At 73.4% G+C, this 18,807-nt stretch carries 15 protein-coding genes and 1 pseudogene; 4 read left to right on the forward strand and 12 right to left on the reverse strand.

All coding sequences use genetic code 11. The features are described 5' to 3' along the window. Positions 1-38: 38 nt before the first annotated feature. From deoC to F1C76_05050, 3 genes are read left to right on the forward strand one after another with little or no spacing between them, the layout of a single operon-like run. Positions 39-1,028: a deoxyribose-phosphate aldolase gene (gene deoC / locus F1C76_05040; protein ID QNG36035.1), complete on the forward strand. Its 990-nt coding sequence runs from the start codon at positions 39-41 to the stop codon at positions 1,026-1,028. A 1-nt stretch (position 1,029) separates the two neighbouring features. Further along, positions 1,030-2,469, forward strand: a complete 1,440-nt coding sequence (locus tag F1C76_05045; protein QNG36036.1) for an aldehyde dehydrogenase family protein — start codon at positions 1,030-1,032, stop codon at positions 2,467-2,469. Further along, complete coding sequence (locus F1C76_05050; protein ID QNG36037.1) at positions 2,469-3,335, forward strand: aldehyde dehydrogenase family protein; 867 nt, start codon at positions 2,469-2,471, stop codon at positions 3,333-3,335. The genes F1C76_05045 and F1C76_05050 overlap by 1 nt, the downstream gene beginning before the upstream one ends. On the opposite strand, the gene F1C76_05055 is transcribed toward F1C76_05050, so the two are convergent. After that, positions 3,332-3,826 (reverse strand): TetR/AcrR family transcriptional regulator, encoded by a 495-nt coding sequence (locus tag F1C76_05055; protein ID QNG39025.1) that lies wholly within the window; start codon positions 3,824-3,826, stop codon positions 3,332-3,334. The genes F1C76_05050 and F1C76_05055 overlap by 4 nt on opposite strands. A gap of 83 nt (positions 3,827-3,909) precedes the next feature. Between F1C76_05055 and F1C76_05060 the strand changes: the two genes are divergently transcribed. Continuing rightward, entirely contained in the window at positions 3,910-5,454 is a 1,545-nt protein-coding gene (locus F1C76_05060; protein QNG36038.1) for an MFS transporter, read from the forward strand. Positions 5,455-6,029: 575 nt separating this feature from the next. Here the strand turns inward: F1C76_05060 and F1C76_05065 are convergent. From F1C76_05065 to F1C76_05115, 11 genes and pseudogenes are all read right to left on the reverse strand, one after another. Continuing rightward, positions 6,030-6,242, reverse strand: a pseudogene (locus F1C76_05065) (hypothetical protein). Positions 6,243-6,979: 737 nt separating this feature from the next. After that, the gene (locus tag F1C76_05070) at positions 6,980-8,554 is read right to left on the reverse strand and encodes a DEAD/DEAH box helicase (protein ID QNG36039.1); all 1,575 of its coding nucleotides are present in this window, start codon (positions 8,552-8,554) and stop codon (positions 6,980-6,982) included. 223 nt (positions 8,555-8,777) lie between these two features. Further along, positions 8,778-9,836, reverse strand: a complete 1,059-nt coding sequence (locus tag F1C76_05075; GenBank protein ID QNG36040.1) for an adenosine deaminase — start codon at positions 9,834-9,836, stop codon at positions 8,778-8,780. Between the two features lie 10 nt (positions 9,837-9,846). After that, on the reverse strand, positions 9,847-10,659 hold the full coding sequence (locus F1C76_05080; GenBank protein ID QNG36041.1) for an ABC transporter permease: 813 nt from the start codon (positions 10,657-10,659) through the stop codon (positions 9,847-9,849). After that, a complete protein-coding gene (locus F1C76_05085; protein QNG36042.1) occupies positions 10,656-11,576 on the reverse strand; it encodes an ABC transporter ATP-binding protein in 921 nt (306 codons plus the stop codon). The genes F1C76_05080 and F1C76_05085 overlap by 4 nt, the downstream gene beginning before the upstream one ends. A 71-nt stretch (positions 11,577-11,647) precedes the next feature. Beyond that, positions 11,648-12,928 (reverse strand): thymidine phosphorylase, encoded by a 1,281-nt coding sequence (locus tag F1C76_05090; protein QNG36043.1) that lies wholly within the window; start codon positions 12,926-12,928, stop codon positions 11,648-11,650. Then, positions 12,925-13,332, reverse strand: coding sequence for a cytidine deaminase (locus F1C76_05095; protein QNG36044.1), 408 nt, complete (start codon positions 13,330-13,332; stop codon positions 12,925-12,927). Before F1C76_05095 ends, F1C76_05090 begins: the two co-directional genes overlap by 4 nt. Continuing rightward, positions 13,332-14,615, reverse strand: coding sequence for an ABC transporter permease (locus F1C76_05100; GenBank protein QNG36045.1), 1,284 nt, complete (start codon positions 14,613-14,615; stop codon positions 13,332-13,334). Before F1C76_05100 ends, F1C76_05095 begins: the two co-directional genes overlap by 1 nt. After that, positions 14,612-15,874 (reverse strand): ABC transporter permease, encoded by a 1,263-nt coding sequence (locus F1C76_05105; protein ID QNG36046.1) that lies wholly within the window; start codon positions 15,872-15,874, stop codon positions 14,612-14,614. Before F1C76_05105 ends, F1C76_05100 begins: the two co-directional genes overlap by 4 nt. Beyond that, on the reverse strand, positions 15,871-17,400 hold the full coding sequence (locus F1C76_05110) for an ABC transporter ATP-binding protein (GenBank protein QNG36047.1): 1,530 nt from the start codon (positions 17,398-17,400) through the stop codon (positions 15,871-15,873). The genes F1C76_05105 and F1C76_05110 overlap by 4 nt, the downstream gene beginning before the upstream one ends. Before the next feature lie 181 nt (positions 17,401-17,581). Further along, positions 17,582-18,652 carry a BMP family ABC transporter substrate-binding protein gene (locus F1C76_05115; GenBank protein QNG36048.1) on the reverse strand — a complete coding sequence of 357 codons (1,071 nt, stop codon included), beginning with the start codon at positions 18,650-18,652 and terminating at the stop codon, positions 17,582-17,584. Positions 18,653-18,807 lie beyond the last annotated feature (155 nt).

The raw sequence follows: 18,807 nt of genomic DNA on the forward strand, positions 1-18,807 counted from the left end.
TGGTCCCGGCGACCCAGCCGTCGGGGATGATGGCCGGCATGACCACCGCGCTCGACCCCTCGGCGCCCGCTGCGGTGCCGCCACGGACGACCCCGGACGCGTTCGCCGACGTGACCCGTTCGGAGTCGGCGTTCCGGTCCTTCCTGCACGGCCTGCCCGGCGTCGACCAGGTCGGCGCCGAGGCCCGCGCCGCCCAGCTGGGCACCCGGTCGATCAAGACGACGGCGAAGGCCTGGGCGATCGACACCGCCATCTCGATGGTCGACCTGACCACGCTGGAGGGCGCCGACACCCCGGGCAAGGTGCGGTCGCTGGCCGCCAAGGCCCGCCGACCCGACCCGACCGACCCGGGCTGCCCGGCCGTCGCCGCGGTCTGCGTCTACGGCGACCTGGCCGGCGTCGCCACCGAGGCCCTCGCCGGCACCGGCATCCACACCGCCGCCGTGGCCACCGCGTTCCCGTCGGGGCGGGCCAGCCGGGCGGTCAAGCTCGCCGACGTGCGGGACGCCGTGGGCAACGGCGCCGACGAGATCGACATGGTCATCGACCGGGGCGCCTTCCTGGCCGGCCGGTACCTCGACGTGTTCGACGAGATCGTCGCGGTGAAGGAGGCCTGCGGGTCTGCCCACCTCAAGGTGATCCTGGAGACCGGGGAGCTGCGCACCTACGACGCCGTGCGCCGGGCCTCGTGGCTGGCGATGCTGGCCGGCGGTGACTTCATCAAGACCTCGACCGGCAAGGTGTCCCCCGCCGCGACCCTGCCGGTCTGCCTGGTGATGCTGGAGGCGGTCCGCGACTACCGCGCCGCGACCGGGATCCAGATCGGCGTCAAGCCCGCCGGCGGCATCAAGACCACCAAGGACGCCGTGAAGCACCTGGTGATGATCAACGAGGTGGCCGGGTCGGACTGGCTCTCCCCCGACTGGTTCCGCTTCGGCGCCTCCAGCCTGCTCAACGACCTGCTCCTGCAGCGCCAGAAGCTCCGCACCGGCCACTACTCCGGCCCCGACCACGTCTCGGTGGACTGACATGACGAGCGTCTTCGCGTACGCCCCTGCCCCCGAGTCCCGCTCGGTCGTCGACGTCCGGCCCAGCTACGGGCTGTTCGTCGACGGCGAGTTCACCGCCGGCCAGGGCACGCCCCTGCAGACCGTGAACCCCGCGACCGAGGAGGTGCTCAGCGAGATCGCGGTGGGCACCGACGCCGACGTCGACCGCGCCGTCCGCGCCGCCCGCCGGGCCTTCACCCGGGTCTGGGGCCCCATGCGCCCGGCCGATCGCGGCAAGTACCTGTTCCGCATCGCCCGGCTGCTGCAGGAGCGGGCCCGGGAGTTCGCGGTCCTCGAGACCCTGGACAACGGCAAGCCGATCACCGAGTCCCGCGACGTCGACGTGCCCCAGGCCGCCGCGCACTTCTTCTACCACGCAGGCTGGGCCGACAAGCTCGAGCACGTGGGCCTGGGCGCCGCCCCCCGCCCGCACGGCGTGGCCGGGCAGGTCATCCCGTGGAACTTCCCGCTGATGATGCTGGCCTGGAAGGTGGCCCCGGCGCTCGCGGCCGGCAACACCGTCGTCCTCAAGCCGGCCGAGACCACCCCGCTGACCGCGCTGCTGTTCGCCGAGGTCTGCCAGCAGGCCGACCTCCCGCCGGGGGTGGTCAACATCGTGACCGGCGCCGGGGACACCGGCCGCGCCGTCGTCGAGCACCCCGACGTCGACAAGGTGGCCTTCACCGGCTCGACCGAGGTCGGCAAGCAGATCGCCCGCTCGATCGCCGGCACGCAGAAGGCGCTGACCCTGGAGCTGGGCGGCAAGGCCGCGAACATCGTCTTCGACGACGCCCCGGTCGACCAGGCCGTCGAGGGCATCGTCCGCGGCATCTTCTTCAACCAGGGCCACGTGTGCTGCGCGGGCTCACGGCTGCTGGTCCAGGAGTCGGTGCACGACGAGGTCGTCGCGGCGCTGCAGCGCCGGATCGGCACGCTGCGGGTGGGCGACCCGCTGGACAAGAACACCGACATCGGGGCGATCAACTCCCCCGAGCAGCTCGCCCGGATCCGGGAGCTGGTGGGCATCGGCCAGGCCGAGGGCGCCCACCTCTGGCAGCCCGCGGGCGAGCTGCCCGAGCGCGGCAACTGGTTCAAGCCGACGGTCTTCACCGACGTGTCGCCGGCGCACCGCATCGCCCGGGACGAGGTGTTCGGCCCGGTGCTCTCGGTGCTGACCTTCCGCACCCCCGACGAGGCCGTCGCCAAGGCGAACAACTCCCTCTACGGGCTCTCGGCCGGCATCTGGTCGGAGAAGGGCTCGCGGATCCTGTCGATCGCGAACCAGCTGCGGGCCGGGGTCGTCTGGGCCAACACGTTCAACCAGTTCGACCCGACGTCGCCGTTCGGTGGCTACAAGCAGTCCGGCCACGGCCGCGAGGGTGGCCGCATCGGCCTGCGCGCGTACCTGAAGGAGTCCTGATGAGCGACCGGTTGGCCGTGCGCAAGACCTACAAGCTGTACGTCGGCGGGAAGTTCCCCCGTTCGGAGTCCGGGCGCACCTACGAGGTCGCCGACAGCCGCGGGCGCTTCGTGGCCAACGCCGCGCGGGCCTCGCGCAAGGACGCCCGGGACGCCGTCGTGGCCGCCCGAGGTGCGTTCGCCGGGTGGTCGACCGCGACCGCCTACAACCGGGGCCAGGTGCTGTACCGGGTCGCCGAGGTGATGGAGGGCCGCGCGGCGCAGTTCGCCGACGAGGTCGCCGCGGGCGAGGGCCTGTCGGCGACGAAGGCCCGGGCCGCCGTGGACGCCGCGATCGACCGGTGGGTCTGGTACGCCGGGTGGACCGACAAGCTCGCCGCCGTCCTGGGGGGCACCAACCCCGTCGCCGGGCCCTACTTCGACTTCTCGATCCCGGAGCCCTCCGGGGTGGTCGCGCTGCTGGCGCCCCAGCGGTCCTCGTTGCTCGGGCTGGTCAGCGTGCTGGCGCCGGTGCTGGCCACCGGGTGCACGGCCGTCGTGGTCAGCTCGCTGGACCGGCCGTTGCCGGCGATCACGCTGTCGGAGGTGCTCGCCACCTCCGACGTGCCCGGCGGGGTGGCCAACCTGCTCACCGGCGACGCCGTCGAGATCGGCCCCTGGCTGGCCGAGCACGCCGACGTCGACGGCATCGACCTGGCCGGCACGTCCGGCGCGGTGGCGATGGAGCTGGAGCGCTCGGCGGCCGGCACGCTCAAGCGGGTGCTGCGGACGACGGTCGAGGAGACCGACTGGACCGCCGACCCCGGCCTGCACCGGATGACCCCGTTCCTGGAGACCAAGACGGTCTGGCACCCGATCGGGATCTAGCGGAGCACCTGCTCCAGCAGCTCCACGAGCGCGGGGGTGTCACCCCGCGTCGGCAGCCCGGCCAGCCCCTCCAGGTACAGCCCGTCGCCCACCAGCCGGACCAGTCGGGCCAGCACCGGGTCGGCGATCCGGGCCTCCAGGGCGGCTGACCACGCCCGGTCGGCCTCCAGCAGGGCTGTCCGGGCTGCGGCGTGCCCGGCGCCGGCCAACCGGAGCGTGGCCTGGTAGGTGCGGGTCAGCTCGCCCTGGGCGTCGGCGGTCGACGTGGTGAGCCAGTAGGCGACCGGCCCCTCGGGGGCCGAGCCGAGCGCCTCGACGTCGGCGGCCACGTGCTCACCCAGCCGCTCGGCCACCCCGTCGACCAGGGCGTCCTTGCTCGGGAAGTGGTAGAGCAGCCCGCCCTTGGAGACCCCGGCGGCGGCCGCGACGGCGTCCAGCGTCACGGTCGCGCCGACGCCGCTGACGAGGAGCTCCTCGTAGGCGTCCAGCAGGCGGGCACGGTTCGACGGTCGCGGCACGGTTCGTTACTGTACCGTCTGGACGGTAGAGTGACACCCACAGGACCGAGGACACGATGAGTACCGCCACGGCCGGCACACCGGTCGAGAACACCACCCCCCGCGCCGGACGACGGGAGTGGCTCGGCCTCGCCGTGCTGATGCTCCCGGTCCTGCTCGTCTCGGTCGACGGGACGGTGCTGACCTTCGCCGTCCCCTCGATCACCCGGGCCCTGGTGCCCAGCGGCACCGAGCTGCTCTGGGCCGTCGACGTCTACCCGCTGGTGCTCGCCGGTCTGCTGATCACCGCCGGCACGCTGGGCGACCGGTTCGGCCGGCGTCGGATGCTGCTGATCGGCGCCGCCGGGTTCGGCATCGCATCGGTGCTGGCCGCCTACGCCCCCGACATCCGCTGGCTGATCGCCGCCCGGGCCCTGCAGGGTCTCTTCGGCGCGGCCCTGATGCCCTCGACGCTCTCCCTGCTGCGCAACCTGTTCCTGGACCGGCAGCAGCGTCGGCTGGCCATCGCGGTCTGGGCCGCCGGGTTCTCCGGCGGCGCCGCCCTGGGCCCGATCCTGGGCGGTTGGCTGCTCGAGCACTACTGGTGGGGCTCGGTCTTCCTGGTGAACGTGCCGGTGCTGGCCGCCCTGCTGGTGGTCGGACCCCTGCTGCTGCCCGAGTCCCGCGACCCCTCCCCCGGTCGGCTCGACCTGGTCAGCGTCGGCCTCTCGCTGACCACGATGTTGCCGGTGGTCTACGCCATCAAGACCCTGGCCACCGGCGAGGTGTCGGTGACCAGCGTGGGCGCGGCCGTGCTCGGCGTGGCCAGCGGGATCACCTTCGTCCGCCGCCAGCTCACCGGCCGCGACCCGCTGATGGACCTGCGACTGTTCCGCTCCCGGGTGGTCACCGCCGCCATCAGCGCCAACCTGCTCAGCATCGCCGCCCTGACCGGCCTGCTGCTCATCACCTCGCAGTACCTGCAGCTCGTGCTGGGCGTCGGCCCACTCGACGCCGGCCTGCTCCTCGTGCCGGGTCTGATCGCCTCGGTGCTCGCGGGCCTGGCTGCGGTCCCGCTGGCGAAGGTCGTCCCGGTGCGCTGGCTGGTCGTCACCGGGCTGCTGCTCGGCGTGGCCGGGTACGTCGTGGCCACCCGGCTGGGCCCGGACTCCGACGTCCTCGTCGTCGTGCTGGCGTTCGGTCTGGTCGCCGCCGGCGCCGGGTTGTCGGAGACGCTGACCAACGACGCGATCCTCACCGCCGCACCGGCCGAGCGCGCCGGGCAGGCCAGCGCGGTCAGCGAGACCGCCTACGAGCTGGGCACCGGCCTCGGGGTCGCCGTGCTGGGCAGCGTGCTGGGTGCGGTCTACACTGCCCGCCTCGTGCTGCCCGCCGGCGTGGACGGCGCGGATGCCACCGCTGCCGGCACGCTGGGCGGCGCCGTGGACGTCGCCGGTCGGCTGCCGGCCGACACCGCGACCGCGCTGACCACCAGCGCCCAGGAGGCGTTCAGCGCCGGCATGGACGCCGCTGCGGGCATCGGGGCGGTCGTGATGGTGGGCGCCGTCGTCCTCGTGGCCACGGTCTGGCGGGAGAAGCGGACCCCGCAGGGCGACCGGTAGGGCTGATCACAGCCGGACACGGCAGGATGACCCCGTGGCCAGGCCCAGCATCGTCCCCATCGCCCTCACCCTCGACGACCGCACGGGCTACACGCTGTGGGCTCCTCCGTGGGAGGAGGACGGCGAGGAGTGGCAGGCCTTCCTCGGCAACTCCGAGGGCGAGACGGCCACCGTGCACCTCTTCCCGACCCCGGCCGCGCTCGCCGCGTTCTGCCGCAGCAGCACCGACCACGACCTGTCCGACCACCCGGTCTGGCCGGTCGTCGCCGGCCTGGGTGCCGCCGACCTCACCCCGGACGAGGACCACCGGTTCGACCTGGACGGGGTCTACGACGTCGTCGCCGACAACCCCGACCGCTGGGCGGTGGAGGAGCTCGCCGCGACCTTCGACGTCGTCGGCCGGATCGCCGAGTGCTGCGACACCGCACCCGACGAGGACGACGAGACCGACGACGACTCCGAGGACGACGAGACCGCCTTCGAGTCCGTCGCCGAGCTGATGGCCCAGCCCGAGGTCGCCATGCTCGGCCTAGGCGTCGAGGCGTTCGTCGGCCGCACCGGCGAGGAGTCCTGGATCAAGCTGGGCAGCTCGGTCGACGAGCTCTGGGAGGACGTCGTCGAGGAGGTCGACGAGCACCTGGACTGGACCGGCGCCGGCACCGTGGACGTCGCGGACTACCCGTCGGCCAGCGAGGAGTCGCAGTCCCGCGCGGCCGAGCCCGAGGACGCCGAGGCCGCCGACGTGGACGGGGACGACGACACCGAGGACGAGGACGTCGAGGTGGCCGCTGTCGTCCCCACCCCCACGAGCACCATCAGCGGGAGCCGGCTCACCGCCTCCCCGGCGGCCGTGGCCGCTGCCGCGGGCTTCTGGGAGGGCGTCGGCATCCTGCCCGTCGAGGTCGTCGTCCCCGAGGGCGCGGGTCTGACCCTGCGCTGCTACGTCGACGACGAGGCCCGCTTCCTGGGCCGCGACGGCGAGGTGTTCCTCTTCGGCACCCCCGCCGAGCTGTCGGCCTTCATCGCCGGCGACGAGGGGCACGACCTGACCGAGATCGCCTCCTGGCCCGAGGTCGCCGCCACCGAGACCCGGCCGCTGCCCGCCGACCAGGACCGCTACGACCTCACCGAGCTCGCCGAGCTGCTCAGCGAGGTGGCCGACGGTGCGGCCGGTCTGGTCGACCACGGCGTCCTCACCCAGCCGGTCGAGGGCGCCCGCGACCTGGCCGAGTACGCCGGACTGCCCCGGGTCGAGGAGCTGCTCGCCCCGAGCACCCCGCTCGGGCAGGCCGTGGCCCGCAGCGACCGCGAGCCGCAGGCCGCCCTGCGCGCCGAGGACGCCGCCGCCCTCACCGGCCCGTGGGACGAGCTCGTCCGCGAGGTCAGCACCGCCCTGGTCTTCCGGGACTGACGAGAAGCGCCCTTCTCGTCAGGAGTCCTGACGAGAAGGGCGCTTCTCGTCCTGCACAGCAGAACGGCCGGCCCCCCGTGAGGGGGACCGGCCGTTCAGCCGTTCAGGGGTGGATCAGTACGAGCGGGCCGGGCGGGGCGGGCGTCCGCCCTGGCCGCCACCGGTGGGGCGGGCGCCGGGCGAACGGCGGTCCCCGTAGGTGGGACGGTCACCGGCGGGACGGGCCGGACGGTCGCCGTAGGACGGGCGGTCACCGGCCGGGCGGGCCGGACGGTCGCCGTAGGAGGGACGCTCGCCGGCCGGACGGGCCGGGCGGTCGCCGAAGCCCTCGCGACGGGGACGACGGTCGCCGCCACCCTCACGACGCGGGCGACCCGAGGACGAGCCACCCCGCGAGGGACGGACCGGACGCTCGACGGGCTCGACGTGCACACCGGCCGCCACGAGCTCGGCGATCGGGGCGTCGCCCGGACGGATCCGGGACACGTCGGTGTTCACCGCGGCCTGGCGGAAGCGGCGCTTGGCCTGGCCCACCTGGTCGGGCAGCAGCAGCGAGACGACGACACCCGCGGCACCGGCGCGCGCGGTGCGGCCGGAGCGGTGCAGGTAGGTCTTGTGGTCTGCCGGCGGGTCGTAGTGCAGGACCAGCGACACGTCGTCGACGTGGATGCCGCGGGCGGCGACGTCGGTGGCGACCAGGACCGGCGAGCGGGCGTCGGTGAACGCCTCGAGCGCGCGGCGACGGGCCGACTGCGGCAGACCGCCGTGGATCGGCTCGGCCTTGATGCCGACCTGCTGCAGGTTGTCGGCGAGCCGGTCGGCGCCGTGCTGGGTGCGCACGAAGATGATCGTGCGGCCCGGGCGGGCGGCGAGCTGCTCGGTGACCCGCAGGCGGTCCGGGAAGGACACGCTGTAGGCGCGGTGCTCGGCCGGCGGCGCGGCGTCGGCGGCGGTGACCACCGAGTGACGGGCCGGGTCCTTGAGGTAACGACGGACGAGGCTGTCGACCTCACCGTCCAGGGTGGCCGAGAAGAGCAGGCGCTGACCGTCGGTGCGGGTCTGGTCGAGCAGCTCCTTCACCACGGGCAGGAAGCCCAGGTCGGACATGAAGTCCGCCTCGTCGATGACCGAGATCTCGACGTCGGTGAGCGAGCACTCGCCCTGGTTGATCAGGTCCTGCAGGCGGCCCGGCGTCGCGATGACGACGTCGACGCCGCGGCGCAGCTGCTGGATCTGGCGGTACATCGAGGCACCGCCGTAGACCGCGGCGAGCTGCACGCCGTTGGACTGGCCCAGCGGGGCCAGCGCGTCGTGCACCTGCTGCGCGAGCTCACGGGTGGGGACGAGCACGAGGCCACGCGGGGCGCGGCGACCGTGCTGGACGTCCTGGCCGAGGCGGTGCAGGAGGGGCAGACCGAAGGCCAGGGTCTTGCCCGAGCCGGTGGCTGCCTTGCCGAGCACGTCGCGGCCGGCCATGGCGTCCGGCAGGGCGGAGGTCTGGATGGCGAACGGGTGCCGGATGCCCTTGCGCTCGAGCGCGGTGACCAGCTGCTGCTGGAGACCGAGCTGGGCGAACGAGGGGCCGGTGGGCTCGGCGGCGGTCTCGACCTCGGGGGTCTCGACAGCGGCCTCAGGAGCCTCGGTGGTGGGAACGGTGGTGCTGGTGTCGACAGAGTCGAACGAGGACAAGCGGGAACTCCGATACAGATCGGGGCGCGTCCCGTGGGTGGTGCAGAGCTGCCGGGGGACCCGGCGCCTTCACTGGTGATCGCGTGCGTCGACGGTGACGCTGGATCTGCACGGATGCGCTCTTCCCCGGACAGGACCGTCCGGGAGGATGGCCGGCACTCGCCGGCACGTCGAGGTTAGCAGCGATCGCCGGGGATTGATTCCCACGGACGGGTGTGCGCGCTCACCCCCGCAGTGCGGCGTACCCCGACCGGACGTCGGCGAGCAGCTGCGCGCGGTCGCCGTCGGCCAGGAAGGCGGCGGCCACGGCCCGCTCGGTGACGGTCTGGACGTCGTCCCACCCCCAGCCGTGCGCGGCCACGACGGCAGCGAACTCGGAGCTGGTGGACACCCCGCTCATCAGCCGGTTGTCGGTGTTGAGGGTGACGGCGAAGCCGAGGGCGTGCAGCCGGCCGACCGGGTGGCGGGCCAGCGAGCTGTAGGCGCCGGTCTGCACGTTCGACGACGGGGCGACCTCCAGGGGCACCTGCTCGTCGAGCACCCGCTGCGCCGTCGGGCCCAGCGGTCCGCCGTCCTCGGGCACCTCGTCGGCGATCCGCACCCCGTGGCCCAGCCGCTCGGCGCAGGCACCGTCGAGGGCCACCCTGATGCTCTCGACGCCGTGCGCCTCGCCGGCGTGGATCGTGCGGTGCGCCTGCGCCCGGTCCAGCAGCGCGATGGCGGAGGGGTGCCGGTCGGCGGGGAAGCCGATCTCCGGGCCGGCAAGGTCGAAGCCAACGACGCCGGCGTCCCGGTAGCGGACGACGAGACCGGCGACCTCGTCCCACCGGTCGGCCTGGCGCATCGCGCACAGCAGCGTGCCGACCCGGATCGTCCCGGCTTCCCGTGCACCGGTGGCGTAGCCGTCGAGCATCGCCTCGACCGCGGCCTCGATCGGCATCGCGGTCAGCAGCTCCGGGGCCATGCGCACCTCGGCGTGCACCACGCCGTCGGCGGCGAGGTCCAGGGCGGCCTCCCGGGCGACCCGGTGCACCGCCTCGGGGGTCTGCATGACCCCGACGGTGTGCGCGAAGGTCTCCAGGTAGCGCACCAGGGAGCCGGAGTCGGCGGCCTGCCGGAACCAGGCCCCCAGGGACGCGGCGTCGTCGGCGGGCAGCTCGCGGTAGCCGATCTGGTCGGCCAGCTCGAGGACCGTCTGCGGCCGGAGCCCGCCATCCAGGTGGTCGTGCAGGAGCACCTTGGGGGCGCGGGCGAGGGTCTCCGGGGTCGGTGCGGCGGACATCCGCGGCACGCTACCCGTCCGCGCGGTCCCGCCAGCGGAAGGTCAGCACGCACAGCCCCAGCCCGACCGCGACCCACACCAGGAGCACCAGCGCGACCCGGCCCAGCTCCCACGACCCGGCCGGCTCCTGCGCGGCGAGGACGTCGGGCAGGAACACCGAGCGCAGGCCCTGGGCCATCCACTTCAGCGGGAAGACCGAGGCGATGGTCTGCATCCAGGTGGGGATCTGGTCGAACCGGAAGAACACCCCGGAGATGAACTGCAGGATCAGCGCGAACGGGGTGACCGTCGCCGACGCCGACCGACCGTTCTTGGCCAGGCTGGAGACGGCGATGCCCAGCAGGGTGCAGGCCGCCGAGCCGAGGAACGCGACCCACAGGAAGGTCAGCCAGTCGGCCCCGCTGGGCAGGTCGATGCCGTAGAGCACCACACCGACGACCAGCAGGATCACGATCGTCGCGACGGTCACGGCGAAGACCTGGGCGATCTTGCCGACGAAGTAGGCGCTCTTGGGCATGGGCGTGCCGGCCAGGTGCTTGAGCGAGCCGTCGCTGCGCTCGGTGGCGATGTTGATCGCCATGTTCTGCAGGCTCGCGCCCAGGATCCCGGCCGCGATCACCCCGGCCATGAAGTACTGGGTGAAGCTGACGCCGCCACCGATGTCGTAGTCCAGCACCGCGCCGAAGACGACGAGCAGGATCACCGGGAACATCAGCGTGAAGACGACGGACTCGCGCTGCCGGAAGAACTCCTTGAGCTCCACCCCGGCGCGCACCCGGTAGACCCGTGCCAGGGACGGGAGCTTCACCGTGGGGGCGCTCACGAGGCCACCGCCACGGTCTCGGCGGGGTCGGACTGGCCGATCATCTGCAGGTACACGTCCTCGAGCGTGGGCCGGGCGACGGCGAGGTCGGGGACCTCGCCGGGGAACCGGGCGGCCAGGGTGGCGACGAAGGCCGTGGGGGTGGCGGTCGCCTCGGTGCGTCGGGCGCCGTCCTCGGTCCAGCTGACGACGGCGGGGGCCTGCCCGCGGCCACCCAGGGCCGAGGGGACGGCGACCTCGACCAGCCGGCCGCCGGTGATGACCCCGACCCGGTCGGCCAGCTCCTCGGCCTCGTCCAGGTAGTGGGTGGTCAGCAGCATCGTCGTCCCCAGGTCGCGCAGGGAGCGGATCAGCGACCAGAACTGGCGCCGGGCCTCGGGGTCGAACCCGGTGGTGGGCTCGTCGAGGAACAGCAGCGCGGGCCGGCCGACGATGCCCAGCGCGACGTCGAGCCGGCGCCGCTGGCCTCCGGACAGCGACCGGCCGCGGGCCTTCGCCTTCTCGGTCAGGCCGACGAGCTCCAGCACCTCGGCCGGCTCGCGGGCGTCGGGGTAGTACGCGGCCTGGGCGGTCAGCAGCTCCAGGCAGGTCAGCTGGCTGTCGCCGCCACCGGACTGCAGCACGATGCCGATGTCGGACTTCCACCGCCGACCGCCGTGCGCCGGGTCGACGCCGAGCACCTGCACCTCGCCGCCGTCCCGGGAGCGGTAGCCCTCGAGCACCTCGACGGTGGTGGTCTTGCCCGCCCCGTTCGGGCCGAGCAGCGCGAACACCTCACCGCGGCGGATGTCGAGGTCCAGGCCGTCGACGGCGTTGCGGTCGCCGTAGCGCTTCACCAGCCCGCGGACGCTGATGGCCGCATCGGGGTCGAGCGGGCCGGTGCTGCTGGGTGCTGCCGTCGCGGCGGAACTGCTCACGGGGACCGAGTCTCCCCCATGTGTCTGTGCGGAGTGCCCGGGTGCGGGTTTCCTGCGCCCGGGCACTCCGGTCAGGCGGTGATCCGGTCCACGACCAGCGGCAGGGGGACGTCGTCGGTGTCCACGCCGACGGCGCCGTCCAGGGCCTGCAGGGCGCGCTCGATCCGGGTCGGGTCGTCGGTCTGCAGCTCCAACAGCGGCTGGCCGGCGGTGACCTGCTCCCCCACCCCGGCGTGCCAGACGACACCCGCGGCGGCGGACACCGGGTCCTCCTTGCGGGCCCGGCCGGCGCCGAGCCGCCAGGCGGCCACGCCGAGAGCGTAGGCGTCCAGCCGGGTGAGCGTGCCGGTGGCCGGTGCGGTCACCACGTGCCGCTCGGTGGGCTGCGGCAGCGGGGCGGTGGGGTCGCCGCCCTGGGCCCGGATCATCGCGTTCCAGCTGTCCATCGCCCGGCCGTCGGCCAGCGCGGCAGCGGGGTCGACGTCGGTGCGGCCGGCCCCGGCCAGCATCTCCCGGGCCAGCGCCAGGGTGAGCTCGACCAGGTCGGCCGGCCCGCCCCCGGCGAGCACCTCCAGGGACTCCGCGACCTCGACGGCGTTGCCCGCGGCCCGGCCCAGCGGACGGTCCATGGCGGTCACCAGCGCGACGGTGTGCACGCCGGCGGCCTCGCCCAGCCCGACCATGGTGCGGGCCAGCTCGCGGGAGCTCTCGACGTCCTTCATGAACGCCCCGGACCCGGTCTTGACGTCGAGCACCAGCGCGTCGGCGCCCTCGGCGATCTTCTTGCTCATGATCGAGCTGGCGATCAGCGGGATCGACTCGACGGTGCCGGTGACGTCGCGCAGCGCGTAGAGCAGCTTGTCCGCCGGGGCCAGGTCGTTCCCGGCCGCGCAGACCACCGCGCCGATGTCGCGCAGCTGGGCGAGGTACTCGTCCTCGCTCAGGTCGGCCCGCCACCCCGGGATCGCCTCGAGCTTGTCCAGCGTGCCGCCGGTGTGGCCCAGCCCGCGGCCCGACAGCTGCGGGACGGCGACCCCGCAGGCCGCGACGAGCGGGGCCAGCGGCAGGGTGGTCTTGTCCCCCACGCCGCCGGTGGAGTGCTTGTCCGCGGTCGGCCGGCCCAGCGACGAGAGGTCCTTGCGGACGCCGGAGTCGATCATCGCCTGGGTCCAGGCGGCGAGCTCGGCCGGTGTCATGCCGCGGAAGAAGACGCTCATCAGCAGCGCGCTCATCTGCTCGTCGGGCACCCGGCCCGCCGTGTAGGCGCCGATCACCCAGCGGATCTGGTCGCCGGTGAGCTCGACGCCGTCCCGCTTGGCCCGGATGACGTCGATCGCGTCGTGCGCGCTCACCGGGCGGCCGCCGCGACCAGGTCGTCGGGGCCGAACGCGTCGGGCAGCACCTCGCGCATGGGCACGATGCCCAGCGACACGGTCTCGATCATCATCTCCGCACCGCCGAACTCCCAGAGCAGCTGCCGGCACCGCCCGCACGGCATCAACGGCTGACCGTCACCACCGACGCAGGCCACCGCGACCAGCCGGCCGCCGCCGGAGCGGGCCAGCTCGCTGACCATCCCGCACTCGGCGCACAGCCCGATGCCGTAGGAGGCGTTCTCCACGTTGCACCCGGTGACCAGCCGGCCGTCGTCCACCAGCCCGGCGACGCCCACCGGGAAGTGCGAGTACGGGGCGTAGGCGTGCGTCATCGCCTCGCGGGCAGCGGTGCGCAGGGCGTCCCAGTCGATCTCGGGCATCAGTGTTCGCCTCTCCGGTACACGAGTCCGTCCGCCTTGGGCATCCGCAGCCGTTGCGAGGCCAGGGACAGCACCAGCAGCGTGGTGATGTGCGGGGTGAAGGACACGATGCCCTCGGGCAGCACGTCGATGGTCAGGTACCCCGACAGCGAAGCGGCGGCGAAGGCCGCGGCGATGATCGCCTGGGTGGCCTTGCGCCGGGTGGCCTGGTAGACCGCGACCCCGGCCAGCAGCACCGCGACCAGCAGCAGCAGCGCGACCACGCCGGTGCGGCTGCGCAGCTGCAGGGCGTCGGCGAAGCCGAACAGCCCGGCGCCGGCGGCCAGCCCACCGGGCCGCCAGTTGCCGAAGATCAGCGCGGCCAGGCCGATGAACCCACGGCCGTTGGTCTGGCCCTCGCGGTAGATGTTGGCGATGAAGACCAGGAAGACCCCGCCCAGGCCGGCCAGACCACCGGACACGATCACCGCGATGTACTTGAGCCGGTAGACCGGGACGCCGAGGGAGTCCGCGGCCGCCGGGTTCTCCCCGCACGAGCGCAGCCGCAGCCCGAACGCCGTCCGCCAGAGCAGCAGGTAGGCCGCCGGCACCAGCAGGACGGCGACGACGGTGAGCACGCCGACCCCGTTGGTCAGCCCGCGGAGCAGACCGGCGACGTCGGACAGCAGGAACCACTGCTTGCTCTCCAGGTCACCGAGCAGGTCGGGACCCGAGGACAGCACCGGCAGCGAGAAGCTCGGTGGACGCGACGACAGCGCCGGGGACTGGGTGACACCGCCGCCGGCCGGGTTGTCGGTGTAGAGCAGCTCGGAGAGGAAGCGGACGATGCCGCCGGCGAGGATGTTGATCGCCACACCGGAGACCACGTGGTCGACCCCGAAGGTCACCGTGGCGATCGCGTGCAGCAGGCCGCCGATCGCACCGGCGACGATCCCGCCGACGACTGCCCCGACCCAGCCCCACTGGTAGCCGGCGAACCCGGCCCCCCAGGTGCCCAGGATCATCATCCCGTCCAGGCCGATGTTCACCACGCCGGCCCGCTCGGCGAACAGCCCGCCGAGGGCGACCAGGAGCAGCGGCACGGCCAGCAGCAGCGCGGCCGAGAACGTCGAGGACGACGTCAGGGCCGCCTCGCCGCTGATCACCCGGACCGCGGAGAACAGCACGATCAACCCGACCAGGAGCCAGGTGATCCGGCGGGACCGGCCGCCGCCGAGGAACAGCTCGGTCACCGGCCCGCGGGAGGGCGCGGAGCGCTCCGTCGTCGTCACCGCGGTGCTCATGCCCGGCCGCCCGTCGTGTCGCTGCGGCCGGCGGACCCGGTCGCGGAGGTGAGTGCGGGGCCCTGCCCGCCGTCGGGTCCGGCACCGCCGGGGCCGTCGTCCGGTGGGAGGCCGCCGTCGGGCCCGAGGCCGCCGCCGGTGCTGCCGTCACCGGTGGACGGGGCGCTCACGGCGGCGCCGCCCTCGGCCCGGCGCCGGACGAGCCGGCGGGCGATCTCGTTGGCGACGACGACGGCGAGCACGATCGTGCCCTGGATGATCGTGACCACCGAGGCGGGGATGTCGGCGAACTGCAGCGGGATGGCCGCGCGGTCCAGGAAGCCGAACAGCAGCGCACCGAAGGCGATGCCGAGGGGGTTGTTGCGGCCCAGCAGGGCGACCGCGATGCCCAGGAAGCCCAGCCCGGCGGTGAACTCGGTGCCGTAGCTGTGCGTGGAGCCCAGCAGGTCGGGCAGCCCGATCAGCCCGGCGACGGCACCGGAGATCAGCATCGTCTTCACGACCATGCCGCGGGCGTCGACGCCGCTGGCGCTGGCCGCCGAGGGCGACAGGCCACTGGCGCGCAGGTCGAAGCCGAACCGGGTGCGCTTGATCAGCACCGAGATGACGATGCCGGCCAGGCCCGCGACCACCAGGAAGCCGAAGAGCTCGGTGCGCGGCTGGGCCAGGCCCAGCACGGTGAACAGCCCGTTCAGGTCGGGGAACCAGGCGGACTCGGGGAGCTCGCGGGTGGTGATGATCGAGGCGCCCTCACCGCTGCCGCGCAGCGGGCCGGTGAGCAGCGTGGACGCCAGCCCGGCCGCGATGAAGTTCAGCATGATCGAGCTGATCACCTCGCTGACCCCGCGGGTGACCTTGAGGACGCCGACGATGCCGGCCCACAGGGCCCCGACCAGCATGGCCACGACGATGATGAAGACCAGGTGCAGCGGGCCCGGGAGGGCGACCGCGGCGCCGGCGCCGGCGGCCACGATCGTGGCCAGCCGGTACTGGCCCTCGACGCCGATGTTGAACAGGCCCATCCGGAACGCGACGGAGACCGCCAGCCCGGCCAGGAACAGCGGCACCGCCCGGTTGAGCACGGTGACGATGGCCTGGGTCTGCTGGCTGGGGGTGTCGCCGAAGTCGAACATGACCTTGACGGCGGTCAGCGGGTCCTGCCCGATCACCAGGATCACCAGCGCGGAGATCACCAGCGCGACGCCGATGGCCAGCGCCGGGGCGATCAGCGAGGTGCCGAACCCACGCACCCGGTTCACGCCGGGCTCCCGGCGGCCTGCACGGCGCCGGTCATGTGCCCACCGAGCTCCTCGGGGGTCAGCGACGACGGGTCCAGGGTGGCGACGAGGCGGCCGCGCAGCATCACGTGCAGCGTGTCCGACAACCCGATCAGCTCGTCCAGGTCGGCCGAGATCAGCACGATCCCCATCCCCTCCGCGCGGGCGTCCTTGAGCAGCTCCCAGATGACCGACTGCGCGCCGACGTCGACGCCGCGGGTCGGGTGGGCCGCGATGAGCAGCCGCGGTGCGGCGCTCATCTCGCGGCCGACGATCAGCTTCTGCTGGTTGCCGCCGGAGAGCGCGACGGCCAGGGTGTCCGGGCCGGGGGCGCGGACGTCGTACTCGCTCATGATCCGGGCGGTGTCGGCACGGGCGCCGCGGCGGTCGATGAAGGGGCCCTTCACCGACGGCGGGCGGGTCTGGTGGCCCAGCACGCGGTTCTCCCACAGCGGGGCGTCCAGCAGCATGCCCTGGCGGTGCCGGTCCTCCGGGATGAAGCCGATGCCGCCCTCGCGGCGGGCCCGGGTGGTCCACCGGGTGATGTCGTCGGTGCCCAGCTCGACGGTGCCGGCGGCCAGCGGGCGCAGGCCCATGATCGCGTCGACGAGCTCGGCCTGGCCGTTGCCCTCGACCCCGGCGATGCCGACGACCTCGCCCTCGCGCACCCGCAGGGTCACGTCGTCGACCGCCGGTCGCCCGCCCGGGGCCGCGACGGTGACCCCGCTCATCAGGAGCACCGAGGCGTCCCGGACGGTGGAGGTGCGGGTCTGCGGCGTCGGCAGCTGCGCGCCGACCATCATCTCGGCCAGCTGCTTGGCCGACGTCGTCGCCGGGTCGGCGGTGCCCACGGTCGTGCCGCGGCGGATGACGGTGATCGAGTCGGCGACCTTGCGCACCTCGTCGAGCTTGTGGGAGATGAAGATGACGGTGAGGCCCTCGCGCTTGAGCTCGGCGAGGTTGCCGAACAGCTCGTCGACCTCCTGGGGCACCAGCACGGCGGTGGGCTCGTCCAGGATCAGCGTGGTGGCACCGCGGTAGAGCACCTTGGCGATCTCCACCCGCTGCCGGTCGCCCACGCCGAGGTCCTCGACCAGGGTGTCGGGGTCCAGACCCAGGGCGTAGGAGTCGGAGATCTCGGTGATCCGGCGGCGGGCCTTCTCCCCGATGCCGTGCGACTTCTCCGCACCCAGGACGACGTTCTCCAGCACGGTCAGGTTGTCGGCCAGCATGAAGTGCTGGTGGACCATGCCGACCCCGGCGGCGATGGCGTCCGAGGGGCTCTTGAAGACCACCTCGCGGCCGTCGAGCAGGATCTGGCCCTCGTCGGGGCGGTGCATGCCGTAGAGGGTCTTCATCAGCGTCGACTTGCCGGCGCCGTTCTCCCCCACGATCGCGTGCACCTCACCGCGGGCGACCCGCAGCTCGATGTCCCGGTTCGCCACGACCCCGGGGAAGCGCTTGGTGATCCCCCGCAGCTCCACCGCGAGCGGTGCTGACTCCGTCACTGGGTGCCTCTCTCGACGTCTCGACCTGCTGGTGGGCCGCAGGATCTGCGGCGGCCGGGGATCGCACCCCGGGGTCGTCCCGACGGGGGGACGGTACACAGCAGAAACGACGGGCCCGGGCGTGTGCCGCCCGGGCCCGTCGTCGTCCTGCCGTGCTGATGAGCTGCCGGTCAGCAGGGCATCAGGGGGTCGTCGGGACCTCGATGGTCCCGTCGATGATCTGCTGCTTGTAGTCCTCGATCACGTCGGCGATGTCGTCGATCTGGCCGCCGGAGACGGACAGGCCGACACCGTCGGTCGACAGGTCGTTGACGACGTCCGTGCCGCCCTCGACGTTGCCCTCGCTGTAGTCGGTGATGAACGCCTCGACGGCGTTGTCGACCCGCTTGAGCATCGAGGTCATGATCACGGCCTGCAGGGCCGGGTCGCCGACGGTCTCGTACTGGTCGGAGTCGACGCCGATGGCGCGGTTGCCCGAGGCCGCAGCGGCCTCGAAGACGCCCTGGCCGGAGCCGCCGGCAGCGTGGAAGACGATGTCGGCACCGGCCTCGAACTGACCCTGGGCCACGATCTGGCCACGGGCCGGGTCGCTGAACCCGGAGAAGTCACCGGCGGGCGAGATGTACTGCACCTGGACGGTGATGGCCGGGTTCACGGCCTGCGCGCCCGCGGTGTAGCCGGCCTCGAACTTCTCGATCAGCGGCGACTGGACGCCACCGACGAAGCCGATGTTGTCGGTCTCGGTCTTGGTGGCGGCGGCGACGCCGGCCAGGAACGAGCCCTGCTCCTCGGCGAAGAGCAGCCCGGTGACGTTGTCGCCCTTGCTGCTGCCGTCGAAGAGGGTGTTGGAACCGTCGACCTGGGCGAACGTGGTGTCCGGGTAGTCGGCGGCGACGTCGGCGATGACCTCGTCGTAGTTGAACCCGACGGCGATGACCGGGTCGTAACCGGCCTCGGCCAGCTGGGCCAGGCCCTCGGCGCGGTCGGAACCGTCGTCGTTCGGGCTGAACTCCTCGACCTCGCCACCGAGGGCCTCGGCCGCGGCCGAGGCGCCGGCGTACGCCGAGTCGTTGAAGGAGCGGTCGCCACGGCCGCCGGTGTCGTAGGCCAGGCCGATCTGCAGGTCGCCCGAGGCGGCACTGCCGCCGCTGGCGCTGCCGCCACCGGTCTCCTCGTCACTGGCACAGGCCGCCAGGGCCAAGCTGCCGGCCAGCAGCAGCGCTGCGGCCTTCATCCCACGCGCACGGCGCACGAAGGGTCTCCTCTCGTATGGGGCTGGTCCCGGGCCGGTGGCCCGGGAGACGCCCCGGGGTGTGCACTCCGGTGATCGGCTGCCCTGGCCCCGGGAGTCCCGGACGCCTGGCAGCGACGTCGGCACGCTATCCGCGCCGGACCGGCCAGCGGTGA

The sequence above is a fragment of the Geodermatophilaceae bacterium NBWT11 genome, assembly GCA_014218215.1.
In the GTDB taxonomy this organism is placed as follows: domain Bacteria; phylum Actinomycetota; class Actinomycetes; order Mycobacteriales; family Geodermatophilaceae; genus Klenkia.

Bases quoted from the DNA above. Each gene is read 5' to 3' on its own strand.
- deoC (QNG36035.1), top strand. From the start codon at position 39: ATGACCACCGCGCTCGACCCCTCGGCGCCCGCTGCGGTGCCGCCACGG.
- F1C76_05045 (QNG36036.1), top strand. From the start codon at position 1,030: ATGACGAGCGTCTTCGCGTACGCCCCTGCCCCCGAGTCCCGCTCGGTC.
- F1C76_05050 (QNG36037.1), top strand. From the start codon at position 2,469: ATGAGCGACCGGTTGGCCGTGCGCAAGACCTACAAGCTGTACGTCGGC.
- F1C76_05060 (QNG36038.1), top strand. From the start codon at position 3,910: ATGAGTACCGCCACGGCCGGCACACCGGTCGAGAACACCACCCCCCGC.
- F1C76_05075 (QNG36040.1), bottom strand. From the start codon at position 9,836: ATGTCCGCCGCACCGACCCCGGAGACCCTCGCCCGCGCCCCCAAGGTG.
- F1C76_05095 (QNG36044.1), bottom strand. From the start codon at position 13,332: ATGCCCGAGATCGACTGGGACGCCCTGCGCACCGCTGCCCGCGAGGCG.
- F1C76_05100 (QNG36045.1), bottom strand. From the start codon at position 14,615: ATGAGCACCGCGGTGACGACGACGGAGCGCTCCGCGCCCTCCCGCGGG.